This is a genomic window from Kitasatospora sp. NPDC001175, assembly GCF_053598215.1.
In genome coordinates this window covers 37,935-63,190 of the sequence record NZ_JBSFJU010000014.1, presented here as the reverse complement: position 1 = coordinate 63,190, position 25,256 = coordinate 37,935, and the positions used below count along the sequence as shown (strand labels likewise).

Here is a 25,256-nt window from a genome sequence, read left to right as displayed (position 1 = left end):
CGGACGACGCCTCGGTGCTCCTCATGTTCGGTGCCCGCCTTCACCACGAGACCGGCTCCGCAGCTCACCGCGTCGGGAGGCGATGGTGCGTGCCCCCTGCCGGGACCAGTGGTTGATGCCGAAACAGCCGGTCAGGCGGCGCAGTTCGGGGAACCGGTCCTCGCCCCACTCCCGCGCCAGGCCCGTGCCCGCGTCCACCGCCCGCTGTTCGCCGTGGGTGCAGTACCAACATCCGCCGGAACTCCGGACCATGCCCCATTCAGGGCCGCCGGGTTTGTTCACTCAGCCGTCGGCCGGAGGGGATGCTCGACTTGCCCAGCCGTGCGACGGCCTGGCTCAGCACGGGCACGGGGAAGTCGAGGCGCTTTGCACGGGGGATCAGAAAAGCCGCAGACCGGACGGCACGCAGGGCCGTGTTCGCCACCGGCGCCGGTATGCCGGGCTGCCCGTAGCTCTCGCGGGCCCAGGACGGCATCAGTGAGTACCCAAGACGCGAGGCCACGGTCCACGCCGGGCGCATTGACCGGTGCAGCCCGTGGAGCGGCGGCCGCGCGACGAAGCGGTGTATCGCCATCGCCTCGGCGGTGGCGGCCAGCACGGGCCGCATGCCGCAGAGGTAGTCCTCCAGGTCCGCCACCGACCCCGGGGCGTCACCGGACGCCAGGCCCATCAGGGCCGCGACCTGTCGCTGCTCGCGGACATAGCGATCCGCCTGCCGGGCCGAGAGGTCCAGACCGCCCCGCAGAACCGCATGCAGATTGGACCTGACCAGAGCGCAGTGCACCCAGAGCAGCAGGTCGGGAGCGTCGACCCGGTGGACCGCTCCGGTCTCGGGGTCGCGGATGCGCAGCCGCTCGTGCACGAGCCGGACCCGGGCACCCGCTCGCTCCGCCTGTTCCCTGGTGCCCCAGGTCGTTGCGACGATGAAGGAACCGGTGCCCGTGAGACGGCCGAAGGGATCGTCCTCGAAGGAGGAGTTCTGCACGATGCCGAGAGCCGCTACCGGGTGCAGCGCCTGCAGATGGAGCGCGCTGATACCGCCGATCCACATCGCGGGGTCCGCGTGGAGGTGCCAGGTCACCGAAGACGGCCCGAAGAGCCCCGGATCAGGGGCGTCCGGATCGCGGGGGACGGAACGGGTGATCATGGGCGGCCTTCGCTGGTCTGCTTCGGCAGGGACCTCCTGCGCGTGAGGCTTTACGCGTCGGCCCGGACATGGGTTCACCTCCGGCTGTCGCAGCTGATGCGCCGGGCTCTGCCGGCGGCTTCGGCCTTGATCCGGGTGCGGACGGCCCGCAGCCCGGTGAGGCGCTTCTCGCGCCGGTCCAGCCGAACCAGCCCACCGAGGGTCTCATCGGTCACCAAGAGTCGCTGCGGCAGTGATCTTCCTGCACTGTGATCGCCGACATGCCGCACACCTTGGCACATCCCACTGACAGACACCGCTGGCGGCCGCCCCGCGCCGCCCGGCCAGCTCTATGCCGTGCCACGAATCCGTGGAACGCGGCCACCCGCACCACGGGCCCGAGCGGCTCTTCGCCGACCGCAGCGGATTCCGGGCAGCGCTGAACCGGTTACCGTCCTCGTTCGTAATGCATGAGTGCCCGGTCGCCAGCGACGTCGGCCGGGGCCCCGCGAGCACGAGGACGGCCAGATTGACGAACCGTTCAGATGAGCGCCACCTGGCGCAGGCGCTCTACGCCCGACACGCCGGCGACGTGTACCCGCATGCCCTTGCCGTAGCCGACGGCGACCGGGCGCGGGCGGCGGAACTGCTGCGCCTCGCGCTGCTGGCGGTCGTTCGCCGGCCCGTGGTGGCACAGGGACGCGCGGTCGGCGAGCGGCTGACTGCGGAGGTCAGCCGACTGGCGGCCCCGGCCAACGCCACGCAGCGGAGGTTTCTGCTGCGGCGGAGGCCGAACCCGCTCCCGCTCACGCGGCCGGAACCGTCCGAGGCCGGCCTCGTGGCGGTGGTGTCGCCCCGTCGGGAGCTCGCCGCCGGGCCGACCGCGCCCGCCGCCGGAACGCCGCGGCGGCCGGCCATCGCCGAGGCCCTGGCCGCGCTCCCGGCGGAGCACCGAGAGGCGATCACCGAGTCGTTCCTCAGGGGCCGAACCGTCCACCAGGCCGCCGAGCTGCTCGGCCTGCCACCGCAGGCGGTGAAGTCCCGCGTCTTCTACGGGCTCCACCGCCTCGCGCTCGCCCTCGAAGAACAGGAGTCGGCGTGAACCGGAGTGCCGCCTGCGCCGAACTCGGTGCCTATGTGCTCGGTGGATTGGACGCCGCGGAGGCAGACCGGTTCGAGGAGCATCTGCTGACCTGCGACTACTGCCTGGGCGAGGCCGATGCCTTCCAGAAGGTCCGGGACCTGCTGCTCCCGCTGGTCGGGCAGCCGTTGGAGGCCGTCGAGCCTGAGGACGGCCGCGGCACCGCACCGGATCCGGCCGCGGCACCGCCCGCCGTCCCCGACGAGGACGTGCTCACCTCGCTGTTGGCCGACGTCGCCCGCGAGCGGCACCGCCGCAGGTGGCGTCTCGCGGCGGTGCTCACCGCTGCCGCCGCGCTGGTCGTCGCGCTGCCGTTCGTCGCGCTGCGCGCGGGTTCCGGACACACGGTGGCCGCGCCCGCCGTGAGCCCCACCCCGAGCCCCGCCGTGATGCTCATGATGACCGGCGAGCAGCACCGGGCCGCCGATCCCACCACCCGGGTCTCCGGTTCGGTGGGGCTGGAGGACAAGGGGTGGGGAACCCATGTCGCGCTCCAGTTGAGCGGGGTCGGCGGCCCCCTCACCTGCTCGCTGGTCGCGGTGTCGAAGGGCGGCCAGCGGGAGACGGTGACCAGCTGGTCCGTGCCGCCCGCTGGCTACGGCGTGCCCGGCCACCCGGATGCCCTGGTGGTGCACGGCGGCACCTCGTGGTCCCGTGGGCAGCTCGACCACTTCGAGGTGTGGACGGCGGACGGGCGGCAGCTGCTGTCGATCCCCGTCTAGCGACGCCTGCCCGAAGGGACGGCCCGATCCAGTCGGGCCCATCCGCTCCGCCGTCGCCGGCCCGCTGAAGGCCGCTCGCCGCTGGGCCAGGCGACACCGCCGTCCCCGGCGCCCGAGGATGTCCGCCGGATGGCGCAGTTCCCCGGCCCAGCGTGGCCGCCGGAGTGCTCGACGATCCGTCGGCGCCCGGCCGGAACCACGTTTCGGACGCGTCGGCCAGCCCCTCGGACGATCCGGCGGCGGAGCCGGCCGTCGGATGTCTGCGCACGCCTGCCTCGTACAGGCTCGATCACACGGTGCGGCCTGCTGAATTACCGTCACCACTCCATAGCTCCATGCCGAGCGCGCCGCGCTTGGCGCTGCAGGGGGTACCGCTTGGCGCCCTGACGTCCGCGGAAGCATGACGAAGGGGTCGCCCGCGCGGTGTGGGCAACTCCTGTCTGCTCTGTCGGCGATCAAGTCTCGGACATCGGTTCAGGCCTGAGGTGAGCTTGCTCCGCTTCGACGGACACTGCTCAGCAGATGGCCGCGCTCCGCCGTCGGACCGGGCCCCGGCAGGAGAGGAAGACCCGCCGGAGCCGGCCCGCCGCGTCACATGACCGTCACCTCTGCCGCCGCACCGCGCCCCAGGAGGCCGTGGAGGAGCGGGGTGGCGGGCAGCGACGGGTGCAGGTAGACATGCTCACGGCGTTGTTCGACGGCGGCGAGCAGGGTGCGGAAGGTGGCCTTCGCCTCCTCCGTGCGCCCGGCGCGGTGCTGGGCCTGGCCGAGCAGGCCCAGGTGCAGCGGGTGGCGCAGGCGCGTGCTGGACCCGCGCAGTTCGGCCAGCGAGGTGTGCATCAGGCCGAGGCCGTCCGCCTGTCGCCCCGAGTGCGTCAGGCCCCACCCTTCGAGCAGACCGAGCATCGCCTTCCAGTAGAGCAGCCCGTGTTCGCCCGCCAGCCGGACGCCCTCGGCCGCGGCGGCGCACGCCGTGACGGCGTCGCCCTCCCAGGCCGCGATGACCGCGTCCACATAGAGGGCGAAGCACCGGTCGGAGGGCCTGCTCTCGTACTCGGTCAGCCGCAGCAGCTCACGGCGGCGCGCCCCTGCGGCCCGCCGGTCGCCCAGGAGCCAGCGGGTGAAGGCGTCGTACGAGCGCAAGGAGACGCGAGGGTCGTGCTGGAACGTACGGGCCAGCGAGTGGCCCTCACGGGCGAAGCGGTCCGCCATCTCGACGCCGCGCTCCAGCTCGGCCAGCGCTTGCGGCAGTTGGCCGCTGACATGCAGCACGATGCCCTCGCCGTACGCGGCGCCGAGCATCGCCACGGGCTCGTGGGTCCGGTCCGCGATGTCCCGCAGCAGGCCGGACAACCGCCGGGAGGCGTCGTACCGGCCGGTGACGAGATAGGCCGCGCACAGAGCCCAGAGCGCCGACGGGTCCTCAGGTGCCTGAGTGGCCTTGCCGAGGGCCCGGCCGCGTGCGAGCTCCGCCTCGGCCTCGGGGTGGCCGTAGCCCCGGGTGGTGGCCAGTACCTGGCCGAGCTGGATGTGCAGCCGCTGCTTCAGGCACAGGGTCGTGGGGTCGTCGAAGGGCAGGGAACCGACGAGGTGCACCGCCCGGCGCAGCCAGGTCTCCACCTGTTCGTACGCCAGCTGCTGTTCGGCGTGCTCGGCGGCGCGCAGCAGGTGGGGGAGTGCCTGCTCGGCGGGGAGCGCGTTCTTGGCGTGCCACGAGTGGTGGGCCACCCGCTCGATCTCCTCGTCCGCCACCTGACCGTGCCTGCGGGGACACAGGGCCTGGGCGACCCGGGCGTGCAGCCGGTGCCGGTCCTCGCGCGCGAGCTCGTCGATCAGTGTCTCCCGCACCAGCGCGTGGGTGAAGTGGAGCCGCTCGGGGTGGTGCGGGTCCTCGCCGAGGAGCCCGGCGCGGATCGCCGACTCCAGCGCCTCGGCGACCGGTTCGTCCTCGGTGGCGGTGCGCTGGAGCAGGTCGGCGTCGACCTCGGCGCCGATGACGGCGCACAGCCGTAGCACGCGCAGGACGGGAGCGGGCAGTGCCGCGAACCGCTGGTGCAGGGCCTCGCGCACGCCGGTCGGAATGCGGGCGAGGAGCACGTCCGCCGCGTCCGGGCGGTGCAGGCTGCGCGCGTTGTCGAGGAGGGAGAGCAACTGCATGACGAAGTACGGGTTGCCCTCGCTGCGCCGGTGCAGCACCTCGATGACCTTCGCGTCGACGCCAGGCCCGGCCTGCGCCCAGACCAGGGAGGCGACGGCCTGCCGGGACAGTCCGCCGAGCCTGAGGGTCTCGGTCCTGGGGCCGCGCAGGATCTCGGTGATCAACCGGCGCACCGTGGCGTCGGACTCGACCTCCAGCTCACGGGCGGTCAGTACGATGCCGAGCGGGTGGCCCTGGCGGCGGATGCTCAGGAGCCTGAGCAGGTCCAGGGAGGCGGTGTCCGCCCAGTGCAGGTCTTCGAGAAGCAGCGCGAGCGGCTGCTGGGCGGCCAGGGTGAGCAGGACCTCGCAGACCGCGTCGTGGGTGAGGAACCGGGCCTGGCCCCAGTCGGATCCGGCGCCGCCGGGTCCGGCCGAGCGCTCGGGGATGAGGGGGGCGAGCAGGGCGCCGAAGGGCTCCGTCGCGCGGCGGAAGGCGTCCGGGCGGGTGACGGAAAGGCGCCGCAGGACCTGGGTCCACGGCCAGTAGGGCGGGACGCCCTCGCCGGGGAAGCAGTGGCTCCAGATCACTTCCAGGCCGGCGCCGTCCGGGCTCTCGCCGGCGGCCTCCAGCCGTGGGGCGAGTTCGAGGAGCAGGCGGGTCTTGCCGACCCCGGCGGGGCCGAGAACGCCGGCCACGTGTCCGTGGCCGACGAGTGCGCTCGCGGCCGCGGTCGTCAGGCGGTAGAGCTCCACGCAGCGGCCGGTGAACGGTGAGGGGGAGCTCGCTCGCCCGAGGCTCACCGCGTCGGCCGCGGGGGCCTGGGCCGGCTGCCGGGCCGAAGTGTCCCGCGTGGTGCGTCCGGCCTCCGGTCGTCCCTCGGTTCCCCCGGCCGCCGTACGCTCCCGGTCGGTCCCGGCCGGAGTGGCGGCGCCGAACTCGCCGGCTCCGTCGGCCGGTCCGTGCCCCGCGGCCCCGTCGGGCCTCTCGCGCCCCTCGGCTGCTCCGGGGCCCCCGGCGCCACCGCTCCTCTCGGGCCCTTGCGCCGCGACGGACGAGGCGCCGTCGCCTGCCTTCCGTGCCCCGTCGTCGTCGGGCTTCTCGGCCGTGCGCTTCCCGGACCGTACGGGCTCTCGGCGTTCGGGGCGAGGTTTGTCGGCGGATCCGCACGTCTCCGGCTCCTGGCGGAGGATCGCGGTCCGGATCCGCCGGAGTTCAGGGGCGGTGTCCACGCCGAACTTCTCGACCAGGTGGAGACGCGTCCGTTCGTACACCTCCAGCGCCTCCGCCTGCCGTCCGAGCCGGGATAACGCGGTCATCAAGTGGCCGACGAGGCGTTCTCGCGTCGGGTGGCTGCGTGCCTCGCGCTCCAGTTCCGCGGCGACCTCCTCGGCCGCTCCCAGGGCCAGCTGGGCTTCCGCGCAGGATTCCACGGCGGTGAGCCTGACCTGTTCCAGCCGTGTGCCCTCGTCGCTCAGCGGCGGGTGGCCGTCGAACTCCCCGTAGGGCGAGCCGTGCCACAGCCCGAGCGCCTCGGTGAGCCGGTTCCGGGCGGTGAGCGGTTCACGCCGTTCCAGCAGCCGCCGCCCGTCGGTCACCAGGCGCTCGAAGCGGCAGACGTCGATCTGTTCGGGATCGAGTTCCAGGACGTAGCCGGGGGCCCGGTGACGCAGCACCGACGGGCGGCCGGGCCCGTCCGCCGGGTGCAGTGCGCGGCGCAGATGGGAGACGTGGCTCTGGAGCGTGGCGACGGCCTGGCGCGGTGGGTCCTCGCCCCACAGTTCCTCGACGAGCAGTTCCGTCGGCACCACGCGCCCCAGGCGTATGAGCAGCAGGGCCAGCAGCGCGCGTCTGCGGGGTGGGCCGAGTGGGAAGTCCTGTCCGCCGTGGCGTGCCGACATCGGGCCCAGAACGTTCAGCAGGGGTTCCGCGGGGCCGGTCGCCGGCGGACCCGGTATCGGGGATGTGGGCATGTGGCTCCCAATCGTTCTTGCACGCGCGACTGTGCTGACGAACGGTCGACGATGCGAGGCCGGACCATCAATTGGATCTTGGCATAGTGCACGACGCATTCCAAGACCACGACTCAGCGGTCGGCAAGGTAACGGCAGGGATTTCACAGAGGGTTCGTCAAGGATGCCGGAATTCGGCCACAAGCGGTGGCAAGGGACAGCCAGCGTCCTGACCAGGGGACCGCAAGGGTGGTGACGCAGGATTCCCCGTGTCGGGAACCGCCGCCGAAACGGGAGCGCATGAACCGGCCTGATGACAGCCGTCGCCATGCCCTCCACTGAACCGTCGGATCGCCAAGAGGCATTCACCTGAGGAGTACCGCCGTGTCGTTTGCCCGCCACGATTTCGGTGGCTCTCGCGAAGCGGGGCGCACCGGCGCTCGTCACCTGTACGGGGAAGTCGGCCATGACCCGAGAACGGGCCGACAGGAGTCCGGCGTGAGGGATTCCACCGCGGGAACGCGCTCCGTGCTCTTCCCCGGGCAGGGGTCCCAGGCCCGGGGAATGGGGGCCGGACTCTTCGAGCGTTTCCGGCAGCCGACCGCCATGGCCAACGACGTCCTCGGCTACGACCTCCCCCGGCTGTGCCTGGCGGACCCCGACAGGCGATTGAACGACACGCGCTTCACCCAGCCCGCGCTCTACGTCGTCAACGCCCTGTCCTACCGGGATTCCCTGGAGCGGGGCGAACCCGAGGGTGACTACCTGCTCGGCCACAGCCTCGGGGAGTACAACGCCCTGCACGCCGCCGGCGCCTTCGACTTCGAGACCGGCCTCAAGCTCGTCATCAAGCGGGGCGAGCTCATGGCCCGGATCTCGGACGGGGCCATGCTCGCCGTCGTGGGGATGAGTGAGAGCGACCTGCGCGCCTTCCTCGACGAGGAGGGCCTTTCCCGGCTCGATGTCGCCAATATCAACACCCCCACTCAGATCGTGCTGTCCGGGGCCCGTGACGAGATCGAGCGGGCCCGCCGGGTTCTCGACGAGCGCCGGATCAGGGTCGCCCCGCTGAAGGTGTCGGCCGCGTTCCACTCGCGGTTCATGGCTCCGGCCCGTGACGAGTTCGCGGCCTTCCTCAAAGGCTTCCGGTTCTCCCCCTTGCGGGCCACGGTGATCGCCAACCTCACCGCGCGGCCGTACGTGGAGCAGGACATCGCCGCGACGCTGAGCGAGCAGATCTCCGGGTCGGTGAGGTGGCTGGAAAGCATCCGCTACCTGCTGGAGCGCACGTCCGCCGAGGACTGCCGGCAGGTGGGCGAAGGACAGGTCCTGACACGCATGGTCGAGCAGATCCGCACGGCCGCCGCGCCCCCTGCCCGCGCGGCGGGCACGGCACGGCCCCGGCTGTTCTGCGTCGCCTACGCCGGAGGCGACGAGCGCGCCTACGCGGGCCTGACCGAGCACCTCCCGGACGTCGACGTGGTGACGCTGGAGCGGCCGGGCCGGGGCCGGCGGTCCTCCGAACCCCTGCTGCGGGAACTCCCGGCGATTGTCGACGACCTGCTCCGGCAGCTGCGGAACCGGCTCGACGCCCCGTACGCCCTCTACGGCCACAGCCTCGGCGCCCGGCTGGCCTTCCTGCTCTGCCACCGGCTGCGCGAGGAGGGCCTGCCCGCACCGGCCCACCTGTTCGTCTCCGGCGAGAGCGGACCGGCGATACCGAGCCGGGAGCGCCATACGTGGGAGTTGCCGACCGACGCCTTCTGGGCGCACCTGAAGCAGCTCGGCGGCATCCCGGCGGAGCTATGGGAGCACGAGGACCTGATGGCCTACTACGAGCGCGTCATGCGGGCCGACTTCGCCGCGCTGGGCGCTTATGAGCACGAGGACGCGCCGCCACTGGACGTGCCCGTCACCGCCATGACCGGTGAGAGCGAGTGGTTCACCCAGGCCGACGTCGACGCCTGGCAACGGGAGAGCACCCGTCCCCTGACCACCCACCGGTTCCCCGGCGACCACTTCTTCATCCGGGCCCAGTGGCCCGCGCTGGCCCGGGTCGTCCGCGCCGGGCTCGCGGTCGCGTAGCACCGCGCCGAAGCAGCGAAGCATTCACGGGCGTCGGGCACCGGCGCGCGTCCGGACCAACCATTTCGACGGTGAGGACAGCCATGAAGCAGGAAATCAAGAAGTACATGGAAGAACGGCTGATGTTCGAGTTCGACTCGGAGATCACCGAGGACACCGACCTGTTCAAGGCGGGCATCCTCGACTCGTTCGGCTACGTCTCGCTGATGGCCCACATCGAGCAGGAATACGACGTTTCCTTCGGTGAGGAGGAACTCCTCGGCAACATCATGGTCTCGCTGTCCGGCATCGTCGAGTTCGTCGACGCGGCCCGTGCGCGGACCGTCGGGAGCCGGTGACCCGATGTGCGGAATAGCCGGCTTCCACGAAAGCTCCCTGCACCCGCGGGAATACCAGCACGTGATCCACGACATGCTCGCACAGATCGAGCACCGCGGCCCGGACGAAGCGGGCTGCTTCCTCGACGACCGCCTGGCCATGGGCACGGTACGGCTGAGCATCATCGACCTGTCCAGCGGCTCGCAGCCGGTCGGCAGCGCCGACGGCCGCTACTGGCTCTGCTACAACGGCGAGCTGTACAACTACCGTGAACTGCGCGACGAGTTGACCGGCCGCGGCTTCACCTTCCGCACCGGGTCCGACACCGAGGTCGTCCTCAACGCCTGGGCCGCCTGGGGCCACGACTGCCTGCCCAGGTTCAACGGCGCCTTCGCGTTCGCCGTCTTCGACACCACCACCGGCGAGCTGCACCTGGCGCGCGACCGGTTCGGCAAGCGGCCGCTGTTCGTGGCCCGGCACGAGGGCGCATGGCTGTTCGCCTCCGAGATGAAGGCGTTCCTGGCCTACCCGGGCTTCAGCTTCGACTTCGACGCACGCGAACTGTCCTCGATCTACGCCACCTGGGCCCCGCTGCCCGGCCAGAGCGGCTACCGCGGAATCGAGCAGATCCCGATGGGCGAGTACCTCTCCGTGCGCGGGGACACGGTCCGACGCGGCCGCTGGGCGAGCCTCGACCTGACCGCCGGCCCGGCGCCGGAGTCCGAGCAGGAGGCCGTCGGGCTGGTCCGCGCGGAGCTGGAGGCCGCGGTCGACGTACGGCTGCGCAGTGACGTGGAGGTCGGGGTGTACGCCTCCGGCGGGTTGGACTCGTCGATCATCGCGCACATCGCCGCGCGGCGGACCGACCGCCCCCTGCGGACGTTCTCGATCCAGTTCGAGGACGCGGAGTTCGACGAGTCGGCCGAACAGGACGAGCTGGCGAAGCACCTGGGCACGCGGCACTCCACGGTACGGGTGAAGGACTCCGACATCGTCGACGCCTTCCCGGAAGCTGTCCGGCACGCCGAGGTGCCCGTCTTCCGTACCGCGTTCGTACCGATGTACCTGCTGGCCGGCCACGTGCGGAGCGAGGGCATCAAGGTCGTCCTCAGCGGCGAGGGCGCGGACGAGGCGTTCCTGGGATACGGCATCTTCAAGGACACCCAGCTGCTCTCGGCGTGGCACGAGCTGGACGACGACACCCGCATGCGCAGGATGGGGCAGCTCCACCCCTACCTGCGCCACTTCAACGGGGCGGACGGCCACCGCCGCATGCTGGGGCTCTACCGGCAGTTCACTGAGGAGAGCCTGCCCGGCCTCTTCTCGCACCAGATGCGGTTCCAGAACGGCCGGTTCGCCGCCCGCCTGCTGCGGGACGCGGGCGATCCGTTCGCGGCCGTCAAGGAGCTGGTGGCGCGCGAGCCCGGTTACGCGCGGCTGTCCCCGGTGCAGAAGGCACAGTGGCTGGAATTCCGCACCCTACTGAGCGGCTATCTGCTGTCGACCCAGGGCGAGCGGATGGCGCTGGCGCACGGTGTGGAGAACCGCTGCCCGTTCCTCGACCCCGCCGTGGTGCGCCGGGCGGCGTCGCTCAACCTGCGGTTCGGGGACTCCTTCGACGAGAAGTACCTGCTCAAGCAGGCCTACGCCGATGTGCTGCCCGAACGGATCGTCAGGAAGGGGAAGTTCCCCTACCGCGCCCCGGACAGTGCCGCGTTCGTCCGGTCCCGCCCGCACTACCGCGAGCTGCTGACCGACCCCGGCACCCTCGAGGAGATCGGTGTGCTGGACCCGCGCTTCGTGCGGCGGTTCACCGACCGCGTCTTCGACAGCCCCCCGGAGGGGATCGGCACAAAGGAGAACCAGGCGTTCGTCCTCCTGGCCTCGACGGTCTGGCTGCACCACTGGTACGTGCGCGGGCACGCGCGCCGCCACGCTCCGCTCGGTATCCCTTTGAACGTCGTCGACCGGCGCAGCAGTGCCCTGTCGGCCAGGACGGAGAACGTGCTGTGAAGACGGAATCCGGCGCTCCCGCCGAGGACCAGGACATCGCCGTCGTCGGTCTGTCCCTGCGGCTGCCCGGCTCGCGCACCCCGGAGGAGTTCTGGGACCACCTGGCCGCGGGGCGCTCGCTGATCAGCGAGGTGCCTGCGCGCCGCTGGCGCAAGGAGGACCACCTCGGGCACCCGCGCCGCGAGTTCAACAAGACCAACAGCGTGTGGGGCGGCTTCGTCGACGACATCGACTGCTTCGATGCGGACTTCTTCAAGATCTCTCCTCGCGAGGCGCAGTCCATGGACCCGCAGCAGCGGATGGCCCTGGAACTGAGCTGGCACGCGCTCGAGGACGCCGGATACCGCGCCGACCGGATCGCGGGTTCGCGCACCGGCGTCTTCATGGGGGTCTGCCACTGGGACTACGCCGAGCTGATCGAGCGGGAAGTCGAGGAGATCGACGCCTACTACCCGACCGGCGCGGCCTACGCGATCATCGCCAACCGCGTGTCCCACCACTTCGACTTCCGCGGCCCCAGCGTCGTCAACGACACCGCGTGCGCCAGTTCGCTCGTCGCGGTGCAACAGGCGGTGCAGGCGCTGCACAACGGCGACTGCGACCAGGCCCTCGCCGGCGGGGTCAACCTGACGTGGTCGCCCCGGCACTTCATCGCCTTCGCCAAGGCGGGCATGCTCTCGCCCGACGGGCTCTGCCGCGCGTTCGACGCGGACGCCAACGGCTATGTGCGGGGCGAGGGCGGCGGCGTCGTCCTGCTCAAGCGGGCCGCGGACGCCCGCCGTGACGGCGACGCCATCCACGCGGTGATCAAGGGCATCGGCAGCAACCACGGCGGGCGCACCAGCTCCCTGACCGTCACCAACCCGGCCGCCCAGGCCGAGCTGATCACCGACGTCTACCGCCGGGCGGGCATCGAGCCCGAGAGCGTCACCTACGTCGAGACGCACGGCCCCGGCACGCCCGTCGGGGATCCGATCGAGATCCGCGGTCTGAAGCAGGCCTTCGCCGAGCTGAACGCGGACCGGCCCGCGGCCGAACACCGCTGCGGCGTCGGCTCGGTGAAGACCAACATCGGGCATCTGGAGGGTGCCGCAGGGGTGGCGGGCATGCTCAAGGTGATCCTCGCCATGCGCCACCGCAAGCTGCCCGCCACGGTCAACTTCCGCAAGCTCAACCCCCTCATCAAGCTGGACGGCAGTCCGCTGTACGTCGTGGACCGCCTCGTCGACTGGGGCGCCGGGGAATCCGCACCGCTGCGTGCCGGCGTCAGCTCGTTCGGGTTCGGCGGGACGAACGCCCATGTGCTGCTGGAATCCGGTGACCCGGTCACCGTCACCGAGGACACCGGCGAACAGTGGCTGCCGGTGTCGGCCAAGGACGAGGAGCGGCTCCGCGAGACGTGCGCCGCGCTCGCCCACTGGGCCCGCGGCCGCGTCGAGAACGGGGATCCGCTGTCGTTGACCGATGTCGCGCGCACGCTGCGCGAGGGCCGGGTGCCGATGCGCGAGCGGGTGGTGTTCCGCGCGAGCGGCCTCGGCGAGTGGGCGGCCCAGCTGGAGAGCGTCGCCGCGGGGGAGACGCCCCCCACGGACTGCCTCCGCGGCCGCGCGGACGCAAAGGGCCCCGACGGGCTGGACGCGGACGACCTGGCGGCGCTGGCCGAGCGCTGGCTGGAGCAGGGCCGCAGGGAGAAGTTCGCGGCGGCGTGGGCCCAGGGCCTGCCGGTTGACTGGGCACAGTGGCCGGAACAGGGCCGGCGCGTGCACCTGCCGGGCTACGCGTTCGCACGCACCCCGCACTGGTTCCGCCCGGCCGGCGAGCCGGAGCCGAGTCGTACGGCGGAGGCTCCCGCGCCGCTTGGCGAGGGGCGGGCGCACGACGGTGGCTGGTCGTTCCCCGTGCGCTTCGACGCCACGCAAGGATTCGTACGGGACCACGTGGTCAACGGCGTCCGGATCGTCCCGGGCGTGGTGGCGCTGGAACTCGTCGCGGCGGCGGCCGGGCAGGCGGTCGTGGCGGGCACCCGCGCCGGACAGGCGCCGCGCGTCCGCAACGCGGTATGGATCCGCCCGCTGATCGTCGCGGACACGGTGCTGTCCGCACGGCTCCTGCTGACCGCCGCGGGCGAGGGCTACGACTACGCGATCACCGACGAGCAGGGCACGGCGTACACCAGCGGCCGGGTCGAGTACGGCGCGGCCGTGGTGGACACGACGGATCTGGGTGCGCTGCGCGAGCGGCACCCCCGGAGCGTCGACGTCGCCGAAGGGTATGCCGCGCTGCGGGCCAGCGGCATCGAGCACGGCCCCGCGCTGCGCGCTCTGCACACGCTGCACCGCGGACAGGAGGGTGTCCTGGCCGAGTTGCGGCTGCCCGCCGACGCCCCGGCGGGCATGCGGCTTCAGCCCGCGATCCTCGACAGCGCCCTCCTCGCGGCCCTGGCCCTGGGCTCGGCGGACGGCGGCTGGCGTGAGCCGTCCGCGCCCGCGGTGCCGTTCGCCCTGGACGGCCTCCTCGTCCACGCGCCGACGACCCCGACGATGTGGGCGTGGCTGAGGCCCGCGGACAGCGCCCGGGGGAACAAGGCGGCGGTCGACATCGACCTGATCGGCGAGAACGGCCGGCTGTGCGTGCGGTTCACCGGATACACCTCCAGGGCACTGCCCGCCGCCGGGTCCGTGAGCGCTGCCCCGGAAGGTGAGCTCATCGAGGTCACCGGCCGCTGGTCGGAGGCCGTGGCTCCCGTGGCCGGACCGACCGGGCCGATGACGGTGCTGAACGCCGCGCTGGACCCGGACCTCGTCGCGGCGAGTGCCGCGCGACTGGGCATGGACGTCGAGCACCTGGCGGTCCCCGCGGGCGCCACCGACGCGACCGCGATGAAGGCCGCGTTCCAGGCCTGTTACCCGCACGTCCAGCGACTGCTCGGGCAGGGGCGGCGCGTGCTCGTCGTCGCGCCCGGAGCGCCCGAGTCGCCGGTCTACGCCCCACTGGCGGCGCTGTTGAAGACCGCGCACCAGGAGAACCCGTCCTTCACGGGCGCGCTGGTGCTCCTCGACGGGTGGGACTCCCGCGACGCCGTCCGCTTCGAGCGCGTCGTACGGGCGGAGGCGGGCGCCGGGGAGGACACCGAGGTCGCCTACACCCCGGACGGCCGCCGACTGCGCCACGAGACCGTCGAACTGCCGCACGCCGACGTGGGGGAGAGCCTGCTCCGTGACGGCGGCGTGTACTGGATCACCGGGGGAGCCGGCGGGCTCGGCCAACTGCTGGCCGAGCGGCTGTGCCGACGCTACGGCGCGACGGTGGTCATCAGCGGCCGGTCGGCCGGGAGCACGGCGGTCGACGAGCTGCGGGCGCGACTGCCCCACGGAGCGGTGGCGTACCGCCGGACCGACGTCACGGACGCGGACGGCGTACGGACGACGGTGGCGGCCATCCGCGCGGAGCACGGCCGGCTCGACGGGGTGTTCCACGCGGCCGGTGTGCTCGACGACGGCTACCTCGCGAACAAGCCGCTCGCGGGCACCGCCGCCGTGCTCGCGCCCAAGGTGGACGGCGTCGCGCACATCGATGCCGCGACCCGCGGAAGCGGCCTGGACTTCCTGCTGTTGTTCGGCTCGGTGGCAGGCGCGTTCGGCAACGCCGCGCAGGCCGACTACGCCGCCGCCAACGCCTTCCTCGACGCGTTCGCCGCACGGCGGCAGGCATCCGGCAGTGTGACCCGCTCGGTCGACTGGCCGCTGTGGGCCGACGGCGGCATGCGGGTGGACGACGCCAGCCTGGCCTACCTGCGCAAGCGCACCGGCACCGTGCCGCTGCCGAGCGAGGCCGGTCTGGACGCGCTGGAGCGCGCGCTGCGCACCGACACACCCGTCCGCCGCGTGGTGCTGTTCGGGGACAGGCCCAAGCTGCGCGTCTACGCGGGACTGGACCGCGCCGCGCGGCCCGTACCGCAGCGGACGAGCGCCGCGCCGGCCGTCCTGGACGAGCGTGAACTCGGCGCCCGCACGCAGGAGCACCTGCGCAACCTCTTCGCCGAGGTGACCCGGCAGGACGCGGAGCACATCCTGGTCGAGGAGAAGCTGGAGACCTACGGCATCGACTCGATCTCCATCGTCGACCTGACCAGCAAGCTGGAGGACACCTTCGGGTCGCTGCCCAAGACGCTGTTCTTCGAGCACGTCGATCTCCAGGGCGTGGCGGACTACTTCGTCGCCGAGCACCGCGACCGCCTGCTGGAGCTCTTCGCCCCCGAGGAACCCCCTACCGGGCACACGGTCCCAAAGACGCCGGTCGTCGAGGCGCCCGCTGCAACGGCACCGGTCCCGCGGACGTCCGCGGCCGTCGAAGCACGCACCCCCGCGCCGTGGACCGACCCGGAGCGGCACGACATCGCGGTGATCGGCATGGCCGGGCGCTATCCCGGCGCCGACACGCTGGAGGAGTTCTGGGAGCTGCTCAGCGAGGGCCGTCACAGCTTCGAACCGGTCCCCGAATCGCGGTGGCGGCACAGCGACATCTACTTCGACGAGCGTGACGTCCAGGGGAAGACGGTCGTCAGGACCGGTACGTTCCTCCGGGACGTCGAGGCGTTCGACCCGCGCTACTTCAACATCTCCCAGCGCGACGCCGAGCTGCTGTCCCCGGAGGTCCGGCTGTTCCTGCAAGCGGGCGTGACGGCGATGGAGGACGCGGGCTATTCACGCGAGACGCTCAAGCGCCGCTACGACAGCGACGTCGGCGTACTGGTCGGCTCGATGAACAACAGCTACTCGTTCTACGGCTTCCAGAACATGCTGACCCGCGGCACCGCCACCAGCGGCAGCGAGATCGGCGTGATGGCCAACATGCTGTCGTACCACTACGGCTTCACCGGGCCGTCGGCGTTCCTCGACACGATGTGCTCCTCCTCGTCGGCATGCGTGCACCAGGCGGTGCGGATGCTGCGCGGCGGCGAGTGCCGCATGGTCGTCGTCGGCGGCATCAACCTGATGCTGCACCCGTTCGACCTGATCGCCACCTCGCAGGCGCACTTCACCACCAAGTCCGCCGGTGTCGTGCGCAGTTACGGCCTCGGTGCCGACGGCACGATCCTCGGTGAAGGCGTCGGCGCGCTCGTGCTCAAGCCGCTGGCGGAGGCGGTGGCCGACGGCGACCACGTCTACGGCGTGATCAAGGGCAGCGGCATGACCAACGCCGGGGTGCGCAACGGCTTCACGGTGCCGAGCCCGCGGCAGCAGGCACGCGCCATCGAGAAGGCGCTCGACGACGCCGGAGTGGACGCGCGGACGATCAGCTACCTGGAGGGTCACGGCTCGGCGACCTCCCTCGGCGACCCGATCGAGATCAAGGGCGCGAGCCTGGCGTTCGGCCGCGACACCCAGGACCGGGAGTTCTGCGCGATCGGCTCGGTCAAGTCCAACGTGGCACACCTGCTGTCCGGTTCGGGCCTGGCCGGCCTGACCAAGGTGCTGCTCCAGCTCAAGCACCGCACACTGGCGCCGTCGCTGCACGCGGAGACGCTGAGCCCCGCGATCGAGTTCGAGAATACGCCGTTCGTGGTGCAGCGTCACCGTGCGGAGTGGCGCCGCCCCCTGATCGGCGGCGAGGAGGTCCCCCGCCGGGCGGGCGTCACGTCCATCGGCGCGGGCGGCATCAACGTCCACATCGTCGTCGAGGAGCACGACGGGAGCGTCGTCGCGGCGCCGGACAGCGGCCGGCCGCAACTGCTGGTGTTCTCCGCCATGACTCCCCAGGCCTTGCGGACGGTGCTGCGTGACACGCATCAGTACGTGCGGGACACCGCACCGGGCCTGGACGCGCTCGCCTACACCCTGCAGACCGGCAAGAACGAACTGCCGTGCCGACTGGCGTTCGTCGCCGATGACATGTCCGACGCGCTCACCCGGCTCGCCCGGCTGTCCGAGATCGACTGGACCGCCGAAGCACTCGATCCGCCCCGCGGCGTGCACTTCACCGTGAGCACGCTGAGGCAGCGGCGCACCGCCGACGCCGCCATCGTCGAGCAGGCCCTGCGCGACGCGGACCTGTCCGCGCTGGCGCGCCACTGGGCGGGCGGCGCCGGACCGGACTGGGACCTGCTGTGGCCGACGGGAACCCGCCCGGCCAAGCTGTCGCTCCCGGCCTACCCCTTCGACCAGGTGCGCTGCTGGTACCCCGAGTACGACGACGCGCCGAGCGTGCTGCGGCCGTTGGCCTTCACCCGGCGGGCACACCCGTGGATCGGCGCCAACCGGTCGGACCTGAACGGCGTGCGCTACGCCTTGGAGCTGCGCGGGGACGACCTGCTCGACTACGTCCACACCGTCGGCCGCAAGCGTCGCTACGCCACCGTGGCGCTGCTGGACGCGGCACTGGCCTTCGCCCGGCTCGCCGGGCTGGAGGGGCCGCTGCGGCTGCGCGACGCCCGATGGGCCGCGCTGCCGTCGCCCGCGGACGCCGTGGAGACGTTCGAATGGCGGCTCGGCACGACCGGGTCGGGCTCGCACCGCGTCGAACTGTGGCACGCAGACGAGGCCACCCTGGGGTTCGCCGCCGACATCGAGCAGGCGGCGCCCGAGGCGACCGCGTCGATGCCGCAGCCGCTCGGCGACCCGGCCACCCTCGACCAGGACGGCTTCTACGCCGGGCTCGCCGAATCGGACATCGACGCCCGGCCGTACGCGCGCAGCGTCGAGAGCGTCACCGAGTTGGACGGGCACCGGCTGCTCGTCCGGGTCGCCGAACCCCCGATGTGCCAGGACCCGCACAAGCAGCGGGTACAGCTCCCGGCATGGGTGCTCGTCGGGCTCGTCCAGGGCGTCCAGCACGCACTGGGCCGGACGGAGGCGGCCGTGACACGGGTCGGCTCCGCGTACGGCGAGCGGGTGGAGCACACCCGGGCCATCGTGCTGGAGCGGACGTCCGGTGCCGTCTTCCAGGCGGCCTTCCTCGACGAACACGGCCGCGTACTGGGCCGGATCGAGGACGCCGAGTTCACCGGCGGCACGCTCCCGGCGGCGCTGCGGGGCGAGGCCGATCGGGCGCCGGTCGCCCTGCCCCGGGCGTCGCGTGCGGAGCCGGACGGACAGTCGACGGCCGACCGAACGGCTGCTCCCCCTCCGGCACTCGAGGCCGCGGCGGACGGGAAGTCCGCGCTCGTCGACATCCTGCGCGAGACCGTCGCCGACCTCCTCAAGTTCGACCTGGCCGACATCGACGTCGACACGCACTTCCACGCGTACGGCTTCGAATCCATCACACTGGCCAAGCTGTCCTCGGAGCTCAACGGCATCCTCGGCGCGGACCTCACTCCGGCGGTCTTCTTCGAGTGCCCCGACATCCGCAGCCTCACCGAGCACCTGCTGGAGCGCTACGGCTCGGAGCTGACAACCCCCGCGGCACCCGAGATGCCCGCGGCACCCGAGACACCCGAGCCGGCCCGCCGGTCCGAGCCCGTTCCCGACGACGGCGCCGTGGCGATCGTCGGCGCGGCAGGGCGCTTCCCCGGCGCGGACGACCTCGACACCTTCTGGCAGCGGCTGCGCACGGGCGCCGACCTGATCGGCGACTACCCCGGCGACCGGTTCGACGGGCGCTACGCCGAGACCGTCGCTCGGGCGGACTTCCCGAAGTTCGCCGGCCGGATCGAGGGAGTGGACCGCTTCGACGCGGACTTCTTCCACCTCTCGCGGCTCGAAGCGGAGCTGATGGACCCGCAGCACCGCCTGGCGCTGGAGACCGTCTGGGCCGCGCTGGAGAACGGCGGCTACGCCCCGGCCCGGCTGCCGGAGAACACCGGCGTCTACTTCGGCGTCTCGGGCAGCGACTACCACCACTTGCTCAACGCCAGCGGCGTGGCTCCCGACGGCTTCACCGCCACCGGCAACGCGCACTCGATGCTGGCCAACCGGATCTCCTTCGTCCTGGACGTGCACGGGCCGAGCGAACCGGTCGACACGGCCTGCTCCAGCTCGCTCATCGCGCTGCACCGTGCCGTGGAGAGCATCCGGTCGGGCCGCTGCGACATGGCCCTCGCGGGCGGGGTCAACCTGCTGCTGAGCGTCGACACCTTCGCCGCCACACAGATGGCGGGGATGCTCAGCCCGGACGGCCGCTGCAAGACCTTCTCCGCCGACGCGGACGGCTACGTTCGCTCCGAGGGCGTCGCCGTGGTGCTGCTCAAACCGCTCGCCCAGGCGCAGCGGGACGGCGACGCCATCTGGGGCGTCGTCCGCGGCAGCGCCGAGAACCACGGCGGCCGCGCCGGATCCCTGACGGCCCCCAACGGCAAGGCACAGGCCGCGCTGATCCAGGACGCCATGCGCGGCATCGACCCGGACAGCATCGGCTACGTCGAGGCGCACGGCACGGGCACCGCGCTGGGCGACCCGGTCGAGGTCAACGCCCTCGCCAGCGCCTACCGCACCCTGCGCGCCGCGGACGGCAAACCGCCGCACGGTCCTCGGCCGTGCGCGCTCGGCTCGGTGAAGACGAACATCGGTCACCTGGAGTCGGCCGCGGGTCTGGCCGGAGTGCTGAAGGTGCTGCTCGCCATGCGCCACGGTGAGCTGCCGCCGACTCTGCACTGCGACCGGCTCAATCCGCACCTGCCGCTCGCCGACGGCGGTTTCGACGTGGTGCGCGAGCTGCGCCGCTGGGAGCCGCGCGCCGACGCTGCCGGGCGGGAGTGGCCGCTGCGGGCCGGGGTGAGCAGCATCGGCTTCGGCGGGGCCAACGCCCACGTCGTGCTCGAGGCACCCCCCGCGCCCCGGATCTCGCCGGCCCGCACGACCGTGCCCCAGGCCATCGTGCTGTCCGCCCGGGACGGTGACCGGCTGCGGGCCTCGGCCGGACGGCTGCGGGACTTCCTCGAACAGGCTCGCCGCGACGCACGTACCCCCGACCTCGCGGACCTGGCGTTCACCCTCCAGGTCGGCCGGGAAGCGATGGAGCAGCGCCTGGGCTTCGTCGCCGGGAGCATCGAGGACGTCCTCGGTGTGCTGGGCCGCTTCCTCGCCGGGGACGCGCGTTCGGGCTGGCACACCGGCGGCATCAAGCGGTCGCGCGGCACCGGGGTGCGGCGTGAGCCGGAGCAGACCGCGGAGGTCACCCGGGCGCTGCGTGACGGGCGGCTCGACGACGTGACGTCCCTGTGGTGCGACGGCGCGCTCGTCGACTGGCGGGCGACGCATCCCGCCGGTGAGCGGCGCACCGTGCGGCTGCCCGCCTACCCCTTCGCCCGCGACCGCTACTGGGCGCCCGCGAGCGACGAGGCCCCCGCCCCGCTGCCCGGCGGCGGTACCGCCTTCGACTCCGCCGCAGCCGTGGCGCTGCTCGACGCGGTCCTCGACGGGCGTGCCTGCCCGGACGCCCTGAGCCGGCCCTGAGGCTTTCCCTCCCTGCCTCCTCCCTGGATCAGGCGGCCCCGCCGCCCCACGAACCCAGAACGGAACGAACTTGAGTCGAAACATCCTTCGTGTGCCGAGCTGGCGCGACGAACCGGTGCGAGGGAAGGCCACGCCGGCAGGAGCCCGGCGGCTGGTCGTGCTGTGCGACGTCGCCGAGCAGGACGTGACAGTCCTGCGCCGGGACCTGCCGGGCGTGTCCGTCGCCCGGGTGGAGAGCCGTGCCGACGGGCCCGCCGCGGCCTACGAGCACGCGGCGACCCGGCTGCTGGGAGAGCTCCAGCGGCTGATGGACCAGCCGGCCGGCGGCCCCTGCCGGGTGCAGGTCGTCTGCCGTGAGGCCACGCCGTACGGCTACGCGGGCCTGATCGGCATGCTGCGCACCGCCACCCAGGAGGACCCCGCGCTGCACGGCCAGTTGATCGAGTTCACGCGGTGGCCGTCGGGCGAGGAACTCGCCGAGGTGCTCCAGGCGGAGTTCGGGCAGGAGCAGGAGCACATCCGCTACACCGACGGCCGTCGCCAGGTCCGCGCATGGGATGCCGCCCCGCAGGTGACGGACGCACCGGTGTGGAAGGCCGGCGGGGTCTACCTGATCACCGGGGGAGCGGGCGGTATCGGGCGGCTGCTCGCTGCCGACATCGCGCGGCACGTCCCCGCCGCCCGGATCGTCCTGTGCGGGCGTTCGGCGGTGCGGGAGCCCGGCCCGTGGGGCGAGTACCGCCGGGTGGACGTCACCGATCGCGCGGCCGTGGCGGAACTGGTCGGCGACCTCGTGCGCAGGTACGGCCGACTCGACGGCATCGTGCACGCGGCCGGCGTGATCAGCGACGCCTTCGTGATCCGCAAGTCCCACCGGGACGCCCAGCGGGTGCTCGCGCCCAAGGCCGCCGGGCTGGTGCACCTCGACGAGGCCACCCGCGACCTGCCGCTGGACTTCCTCGCGGCGTTCTCCTCCGGCGCCGGGACGCTGGGCAACGCCGGCCAGGCCGACTATGCCGCCGCCAACGGGTTCCTGGACGCCTACCAGACCCACCGCGCCGCTCTCGTGGCCGCGGGGGAGGGCCACGGCCGGAGCGTCTCGATCGCCTGGCCGCTGTGGCGCGACGGCGGGATGAGCGTCCCGGCCGAGGACGTCCCCGCGCTCACCGAGCGGTTCGGCCGCCCCCTGGAGACGGACACCGCGCTGCGCGCGCTGTACGGCGCGCTCGCGCTCGGCACACCACACCTGCTGGTCATGGAAGGGGAGAGCGACGTGGACGAGGAAGGGACGCAGGCCGTGCGACTGCGGGCACGGGTGCTGCCCCGGCTGAAGGAACTCGTCGCCGAGACGCTGCGGCTGGACGCGGCGAGGCTGGACGCCGCCGCGCCCCTGGACAGCTTCGGCATCGACTCACTGGCCGTCACCCGGCTCAACCACCGCTTCACGCAATGGTTCGGCGCGCTGCCCAAGACGCTGCTCTACCAGTACCCGACGCTGCACGAGCTGGCCGGCCACCTCGCCGAGCAGCACCCGGACGGCTGCCACCGCTGGCTCGGTGACACCCCGGCCGGGAGCGTGGCGCCGGACCGCCCCGCCGCCCAGGCGACGGCTCGGCCGCGCCCGGGGGGCGCGGCCGAGCCGATCGCCATCATCGGCCTGAGCGGGCGCTACCCGGACGCGCCGACCGTGGGGGCCTTCTGGGACAACCTGCGCGCCGGCCGCGACAGCGTCCGCGAGATCCCGGCTGAACGCTGGTCACTGGACGGCTTCTTCGAACCGGACGCCCAGCGCGCCGTGCAGCAGGGCGCCAGCTACAGCAAGTGGGGCGCGTTCCTGGACGACTTCGCCCGGTTCGACGCCGCGTTCTTCGGAATCGCGCCCCGGGACGCGGCCGACATGGACCCGCAGGAACGGCTGTTCATCGAGAGCGCGTGGTCGGCGCTGGAGGACGCCGGCTACACCCGGCAGCGGCTCGCCGATCGGCACGCCTCACGAGTCGGCGTCTTCGCCGGGATCACCAAGACCGGCTTCGACCGGCACCGCCCCCCGGCGACGGACGGGGTGCCGCCGGCCCCGCGCACCTCCTTCGGGTCGCTGGCCAACCGGGTGTCCTACCTGCTGGACCTGCGCGGCCCGAGCATGCCCATCGACACCATGTGCTCGGCGTCGCTCACCGCGATCCACGAGGCGTGCGAGCACCTGCGCCACGGCGCCTGCGAACTGGCCATCGCCGGCGGGGTGAACCTCTACCTGCACCCCTCCACGTACGTCGAGCTGTGCCGCTCCCGGATGCTCGCCACCGACGGCCGCTGCCGCAGCTTCGGTGACGGCGGTGACGGGTTCGCCCCCGGCGAGGGCGTCGGCGCGGTGCTGCTGAAGCCGCTGTCCAAGGCCGAGGCCGACGGCGACCCCATCCACGCGGTCATCCTCGGCTCCGCCATCAACCACGGCGGCCGCAGCAACGGCTACACCGTGCCCAACCCCCGCGCGCAGGCGGCGCTGATCCGCGAGGCGCTGGACCGCGCCGGGGTGTCCGCCGCCGACATCGGCTACATCGAGGCGCACGGCACGGGCACGAGGCTCGGCGACCCCGTCGAGATCGACGGCCTCACCCAGGCGTTCACCCCCGACGCCGTCGGCAGCGGCGCGTGCGCCCTCGGCTCGGCCAAGTCGAACATAGGCCACCTCGAAGCGGCCGCCGGCATCGCGGGGCTGACCAAGGCCGTACTGCAGCTGCGGCACGGCGAGTTCGCGCCCACCCTGCACGCCGAGCGGCCGAACCCGGACATCGACTTCGCGGCCACCCCGTTCACCCTGCGGACCTCCGCCGCCCCCTGGCCGCGGCCCGAAGGCGGTGGGCCGCGGATGGCCGGGATCTCCTCCTTCGGCGCGGGCGGCGCCAACGCGCACGTGATCGTCGCCGAGCACCAGGGCACCACGGCCGTCACGCCCGCCGCCCCGGCCGGTCCGGTCCTGCTGCCCCTGTCCGCCCGTACGCCCGAGGACCTGCGCGCACGGGCCGCCCAACTGACCGCCTGGCTCGACACCGAGACCCCGGTCGACCTGGCGGCCGTCGCGGCCACTCTGCAGACCGGCCGCGAGCCGATGGACGAGCGCGTGTGCTTCGTCGCGAGCACGGCCACCGCATGGCTGGAGCAGCTCCGCGGCTTCCTCGCCGACCCCGAGGCCGCGGGTCCGTGGCACCGCGGCCGGGTCAAGGCCACCCGGGAAACCCTGGCCGCCCTGGCTTCGAGCGACGAGCTCCGCGAGCTCGTCGCCCGGTGGATCACCAGTGGTGACCACAGCGAGCTCGCCGCCTCCTGGGCCAAGGGCATGCCCCTGGACTGGACCCGCCTGCACGGCGGCGACACCCCCGCGCGGGTGCACCTGCCCAGCTACCCCTTCGCGGGCCGGCGCTTCTGGTTCGACCCGGTCGCCGGTGAGAGCGAGCGGCCCGCGCCGGTGACCGCCACTCCCCGCACGGCGGCGGCCGGGGCCGCGGACGTGGAGCGCGTCCTGCTCGACTCGCTGGGCGAGGCCCTGCAGATGCCGGTCGCCGAGATCGAGCGCCGCCGCCCGTTCGCGGACTACGGCCTGGACTCCATCCTCGGTGTGAACCTGGTGCACACGCTCAACGCGGCCTTCGGCACCGAGCTGGAGACCACCGACCTCTTCGACCACGGCACCGTCGAGCGCCTGCACACGTTCATCACCAGCGCCTACGGCCACACGCTGCGCACCCAGGCGGCGGCCCCGGCGCCCGCCGCGTCCCCGGCCGACGACGCCATCGCCGTGGTCGGGATGGCCGCCCGTTACGCCGACGCCGAGGACCCGCGCGCCCTGTGGGACCACCTGATGGCCGGGCACGACCTGGTCGAGCCGGTCACCCGCTGGCCGCTCGGCCCGGACGTGACCTGCCGCTCCGGCAGCTTCGTCCGCGGAATCGACCAGTTCGACCCGGTGTTCTTCGCCATCTCCGGGGTCGAGGCCACTTACATGGACCCGCAGCAGCGCATCTTCCTGGAGCAGTGCTGGAACGCGCTGGAGGACGCCGGCTACACCGGCGAACGCCTGCGCAACCGCAACTGCGGTGTGTACGTGGGCTGTTACACCGGGGACTACCACGACCAGCTGGACGCGGATCCCCCGGCGCAGGCGCTGTGGGGTACGATGGGGTCGGTCGTGGCGTCCCGGATCGCCTACCAGCTCGACCTCAAGGGCCCCGCCCTCACCACGGACACCTCCTGCTCCAGCTCGCTCGTCTCCCTGCACCTGGCCTGTCGCGACCTGCGCGACGGCACGGCAGACATGGCGATCGCGGGCGGCGTGTTCATCCAGACCACCCCGCGGCTCTACGAGTCCGCGAGCC

At 72.7% G+C, this 25,256-nt stretch carries 10 protein-coding genes (1 of these 10 only partly in view); 7 read left to right on the top strand and 3 right to left on the bottom strand.

The features are described from left to right. Positions 1-259: 259 nt before the first annotated feature. Positions 260-1,147, bottom strand: coding sequence for an oxygenase MpaB family protein (locus tag ACWDAK_RS13195; protein WP_427393350.1), 888 nt, complete (start codon positions 1,145-1,147; stop codon positions 260-262). A gap of 74 nt (positions 1,148-1,221) precedes the next feature. Beyond that, entirely contained in the window at positions 1,222-1,362 is a 141-nt protein-coding gene (locus tag ACWDAK_RS13190; RefSeq protein ID WP_344637973.1) for a hypothetical protein, read from the bottom strand. Between the two features lie 293 nt (positions 1,363-1,655). Between ACWDAK_RS13190 and ACWDAK_RS13185 the strand changes: the two genes are divergently transcribed. Continuing rightward, positions 1,656-2,228, top strand: a complete 573-nt coding sequence (locus ACWDAK_RS13185; RefSeq protein WP_427393351.1) for a sigma factor-like helix-turn-helix DNA-binding protein — start codon at positions 1,656-1,658, stop codon at positions 2,226-2,228. Continuing rightward, the gene (locus ACWDAK_RS13180; RefSeq protein WP_344637975.1) at positions 2,225-2,989 is read left to right on the top strand and encodes an anti-sigma factor family protein; all 765 of its coding nucleotides are present in this window, start codon (positions 2,225-2,227) and stop codon (positions 2,987-2,989) included. Before ACWDAK_RS13185 ends, ACWDAK_RS13180 begins: the two co-directional genes overlap by 4 nt. A gap of 591 nt (positions 2,990-3,580) precedes the next feature. Here ACWDAK_RS13180 and ACWDAK_RS13175 read toward each other — a convergent pair. Further along, positions 3,581-7,027, bottom strand: coding sequence for a BTAD domain-containing putative transcriptional regulator (locus ACWDAK_RS13175; protein ID WP_427393352.1), 3,447 nt, complete (start codon positions 7,025-7,027; stop codon positions 3,581-3,583). 549 nt (positions 7,028-7,576) lie between these two features. On the opposite strand from ACWDAK_RS13175, the gene fabD reads away from it, so the two are divergent. The 5 genes from fabD to ACWDAK_RS13150 form a co-directional block, all read left to right on the top strand. Further along, positions 7,577-9,163: an ACP S-malonyltransferase gene (gene fabD / locus ACWDAK_RS13170; protein ID WP_427393353.1), complete on the top strand. Its 1,587-nt coding sequence runs from the start codon at positions 7,577-7,579 to the stop codon at positions 9,161-9,163. Positions 9,164-9,246: 83 nt separating this feature from the next. Continuing rightward, positions 9,247-9,501 (top strand): acyl carrier protein, encoded by a 255-nt coding sequence (locus ACWDAK_RS13165; RefSeq protein WP_344637978.1) that lies wholly within the window; start codon positions 9,247-9,249, stop codon positions 9,499-9,501. Positions 9,502-9,505: 4 nt separating this feature from the next. Beyond that, positions 9,506-11,494, top strand: a complete 1,989-nt coding sequence (gene asnB / locus ACWDAK_RS13160; protein WP_344637979.1) for an asparagine synthase (glutamine-hydrolyzing) — start codon at positions 9,506-9,508, stop codon at positions 11,492-11,494. Further along, complete coding sequence (locus ACWDAK_RS13155) at positions 11,491-20,886, top strand: SDR family NAD(P)-dependent oxidoreductase (protein WP_427393354.1); 9,396 nt, start codon at positions 11,491-11,493, stop codon at positions 20,884-20,886. The genes asnB and ACWDAK_RS13155 overlap by 4 nt, the downstream gene beginning before the upstream one ends. A 91-nt stretch (positions 20,887-20,977) precedes the next feature. Beyond that, on the top strand, positions 20,978-25,256 hold the beginning of the coding sequence (locus ACWDAK_RS13150) for an SDR family NAD(P)-dependent oxidoreductase (protein WP_427393355.1). It continues 19,526 nt past the right edge of the window; the window shows 4,279 of its 23,805 coding nt (coding positions 1-4,279); the start codon lies at positions 20,978-20,980; its stop codon lies beyond the right edge, outside the window.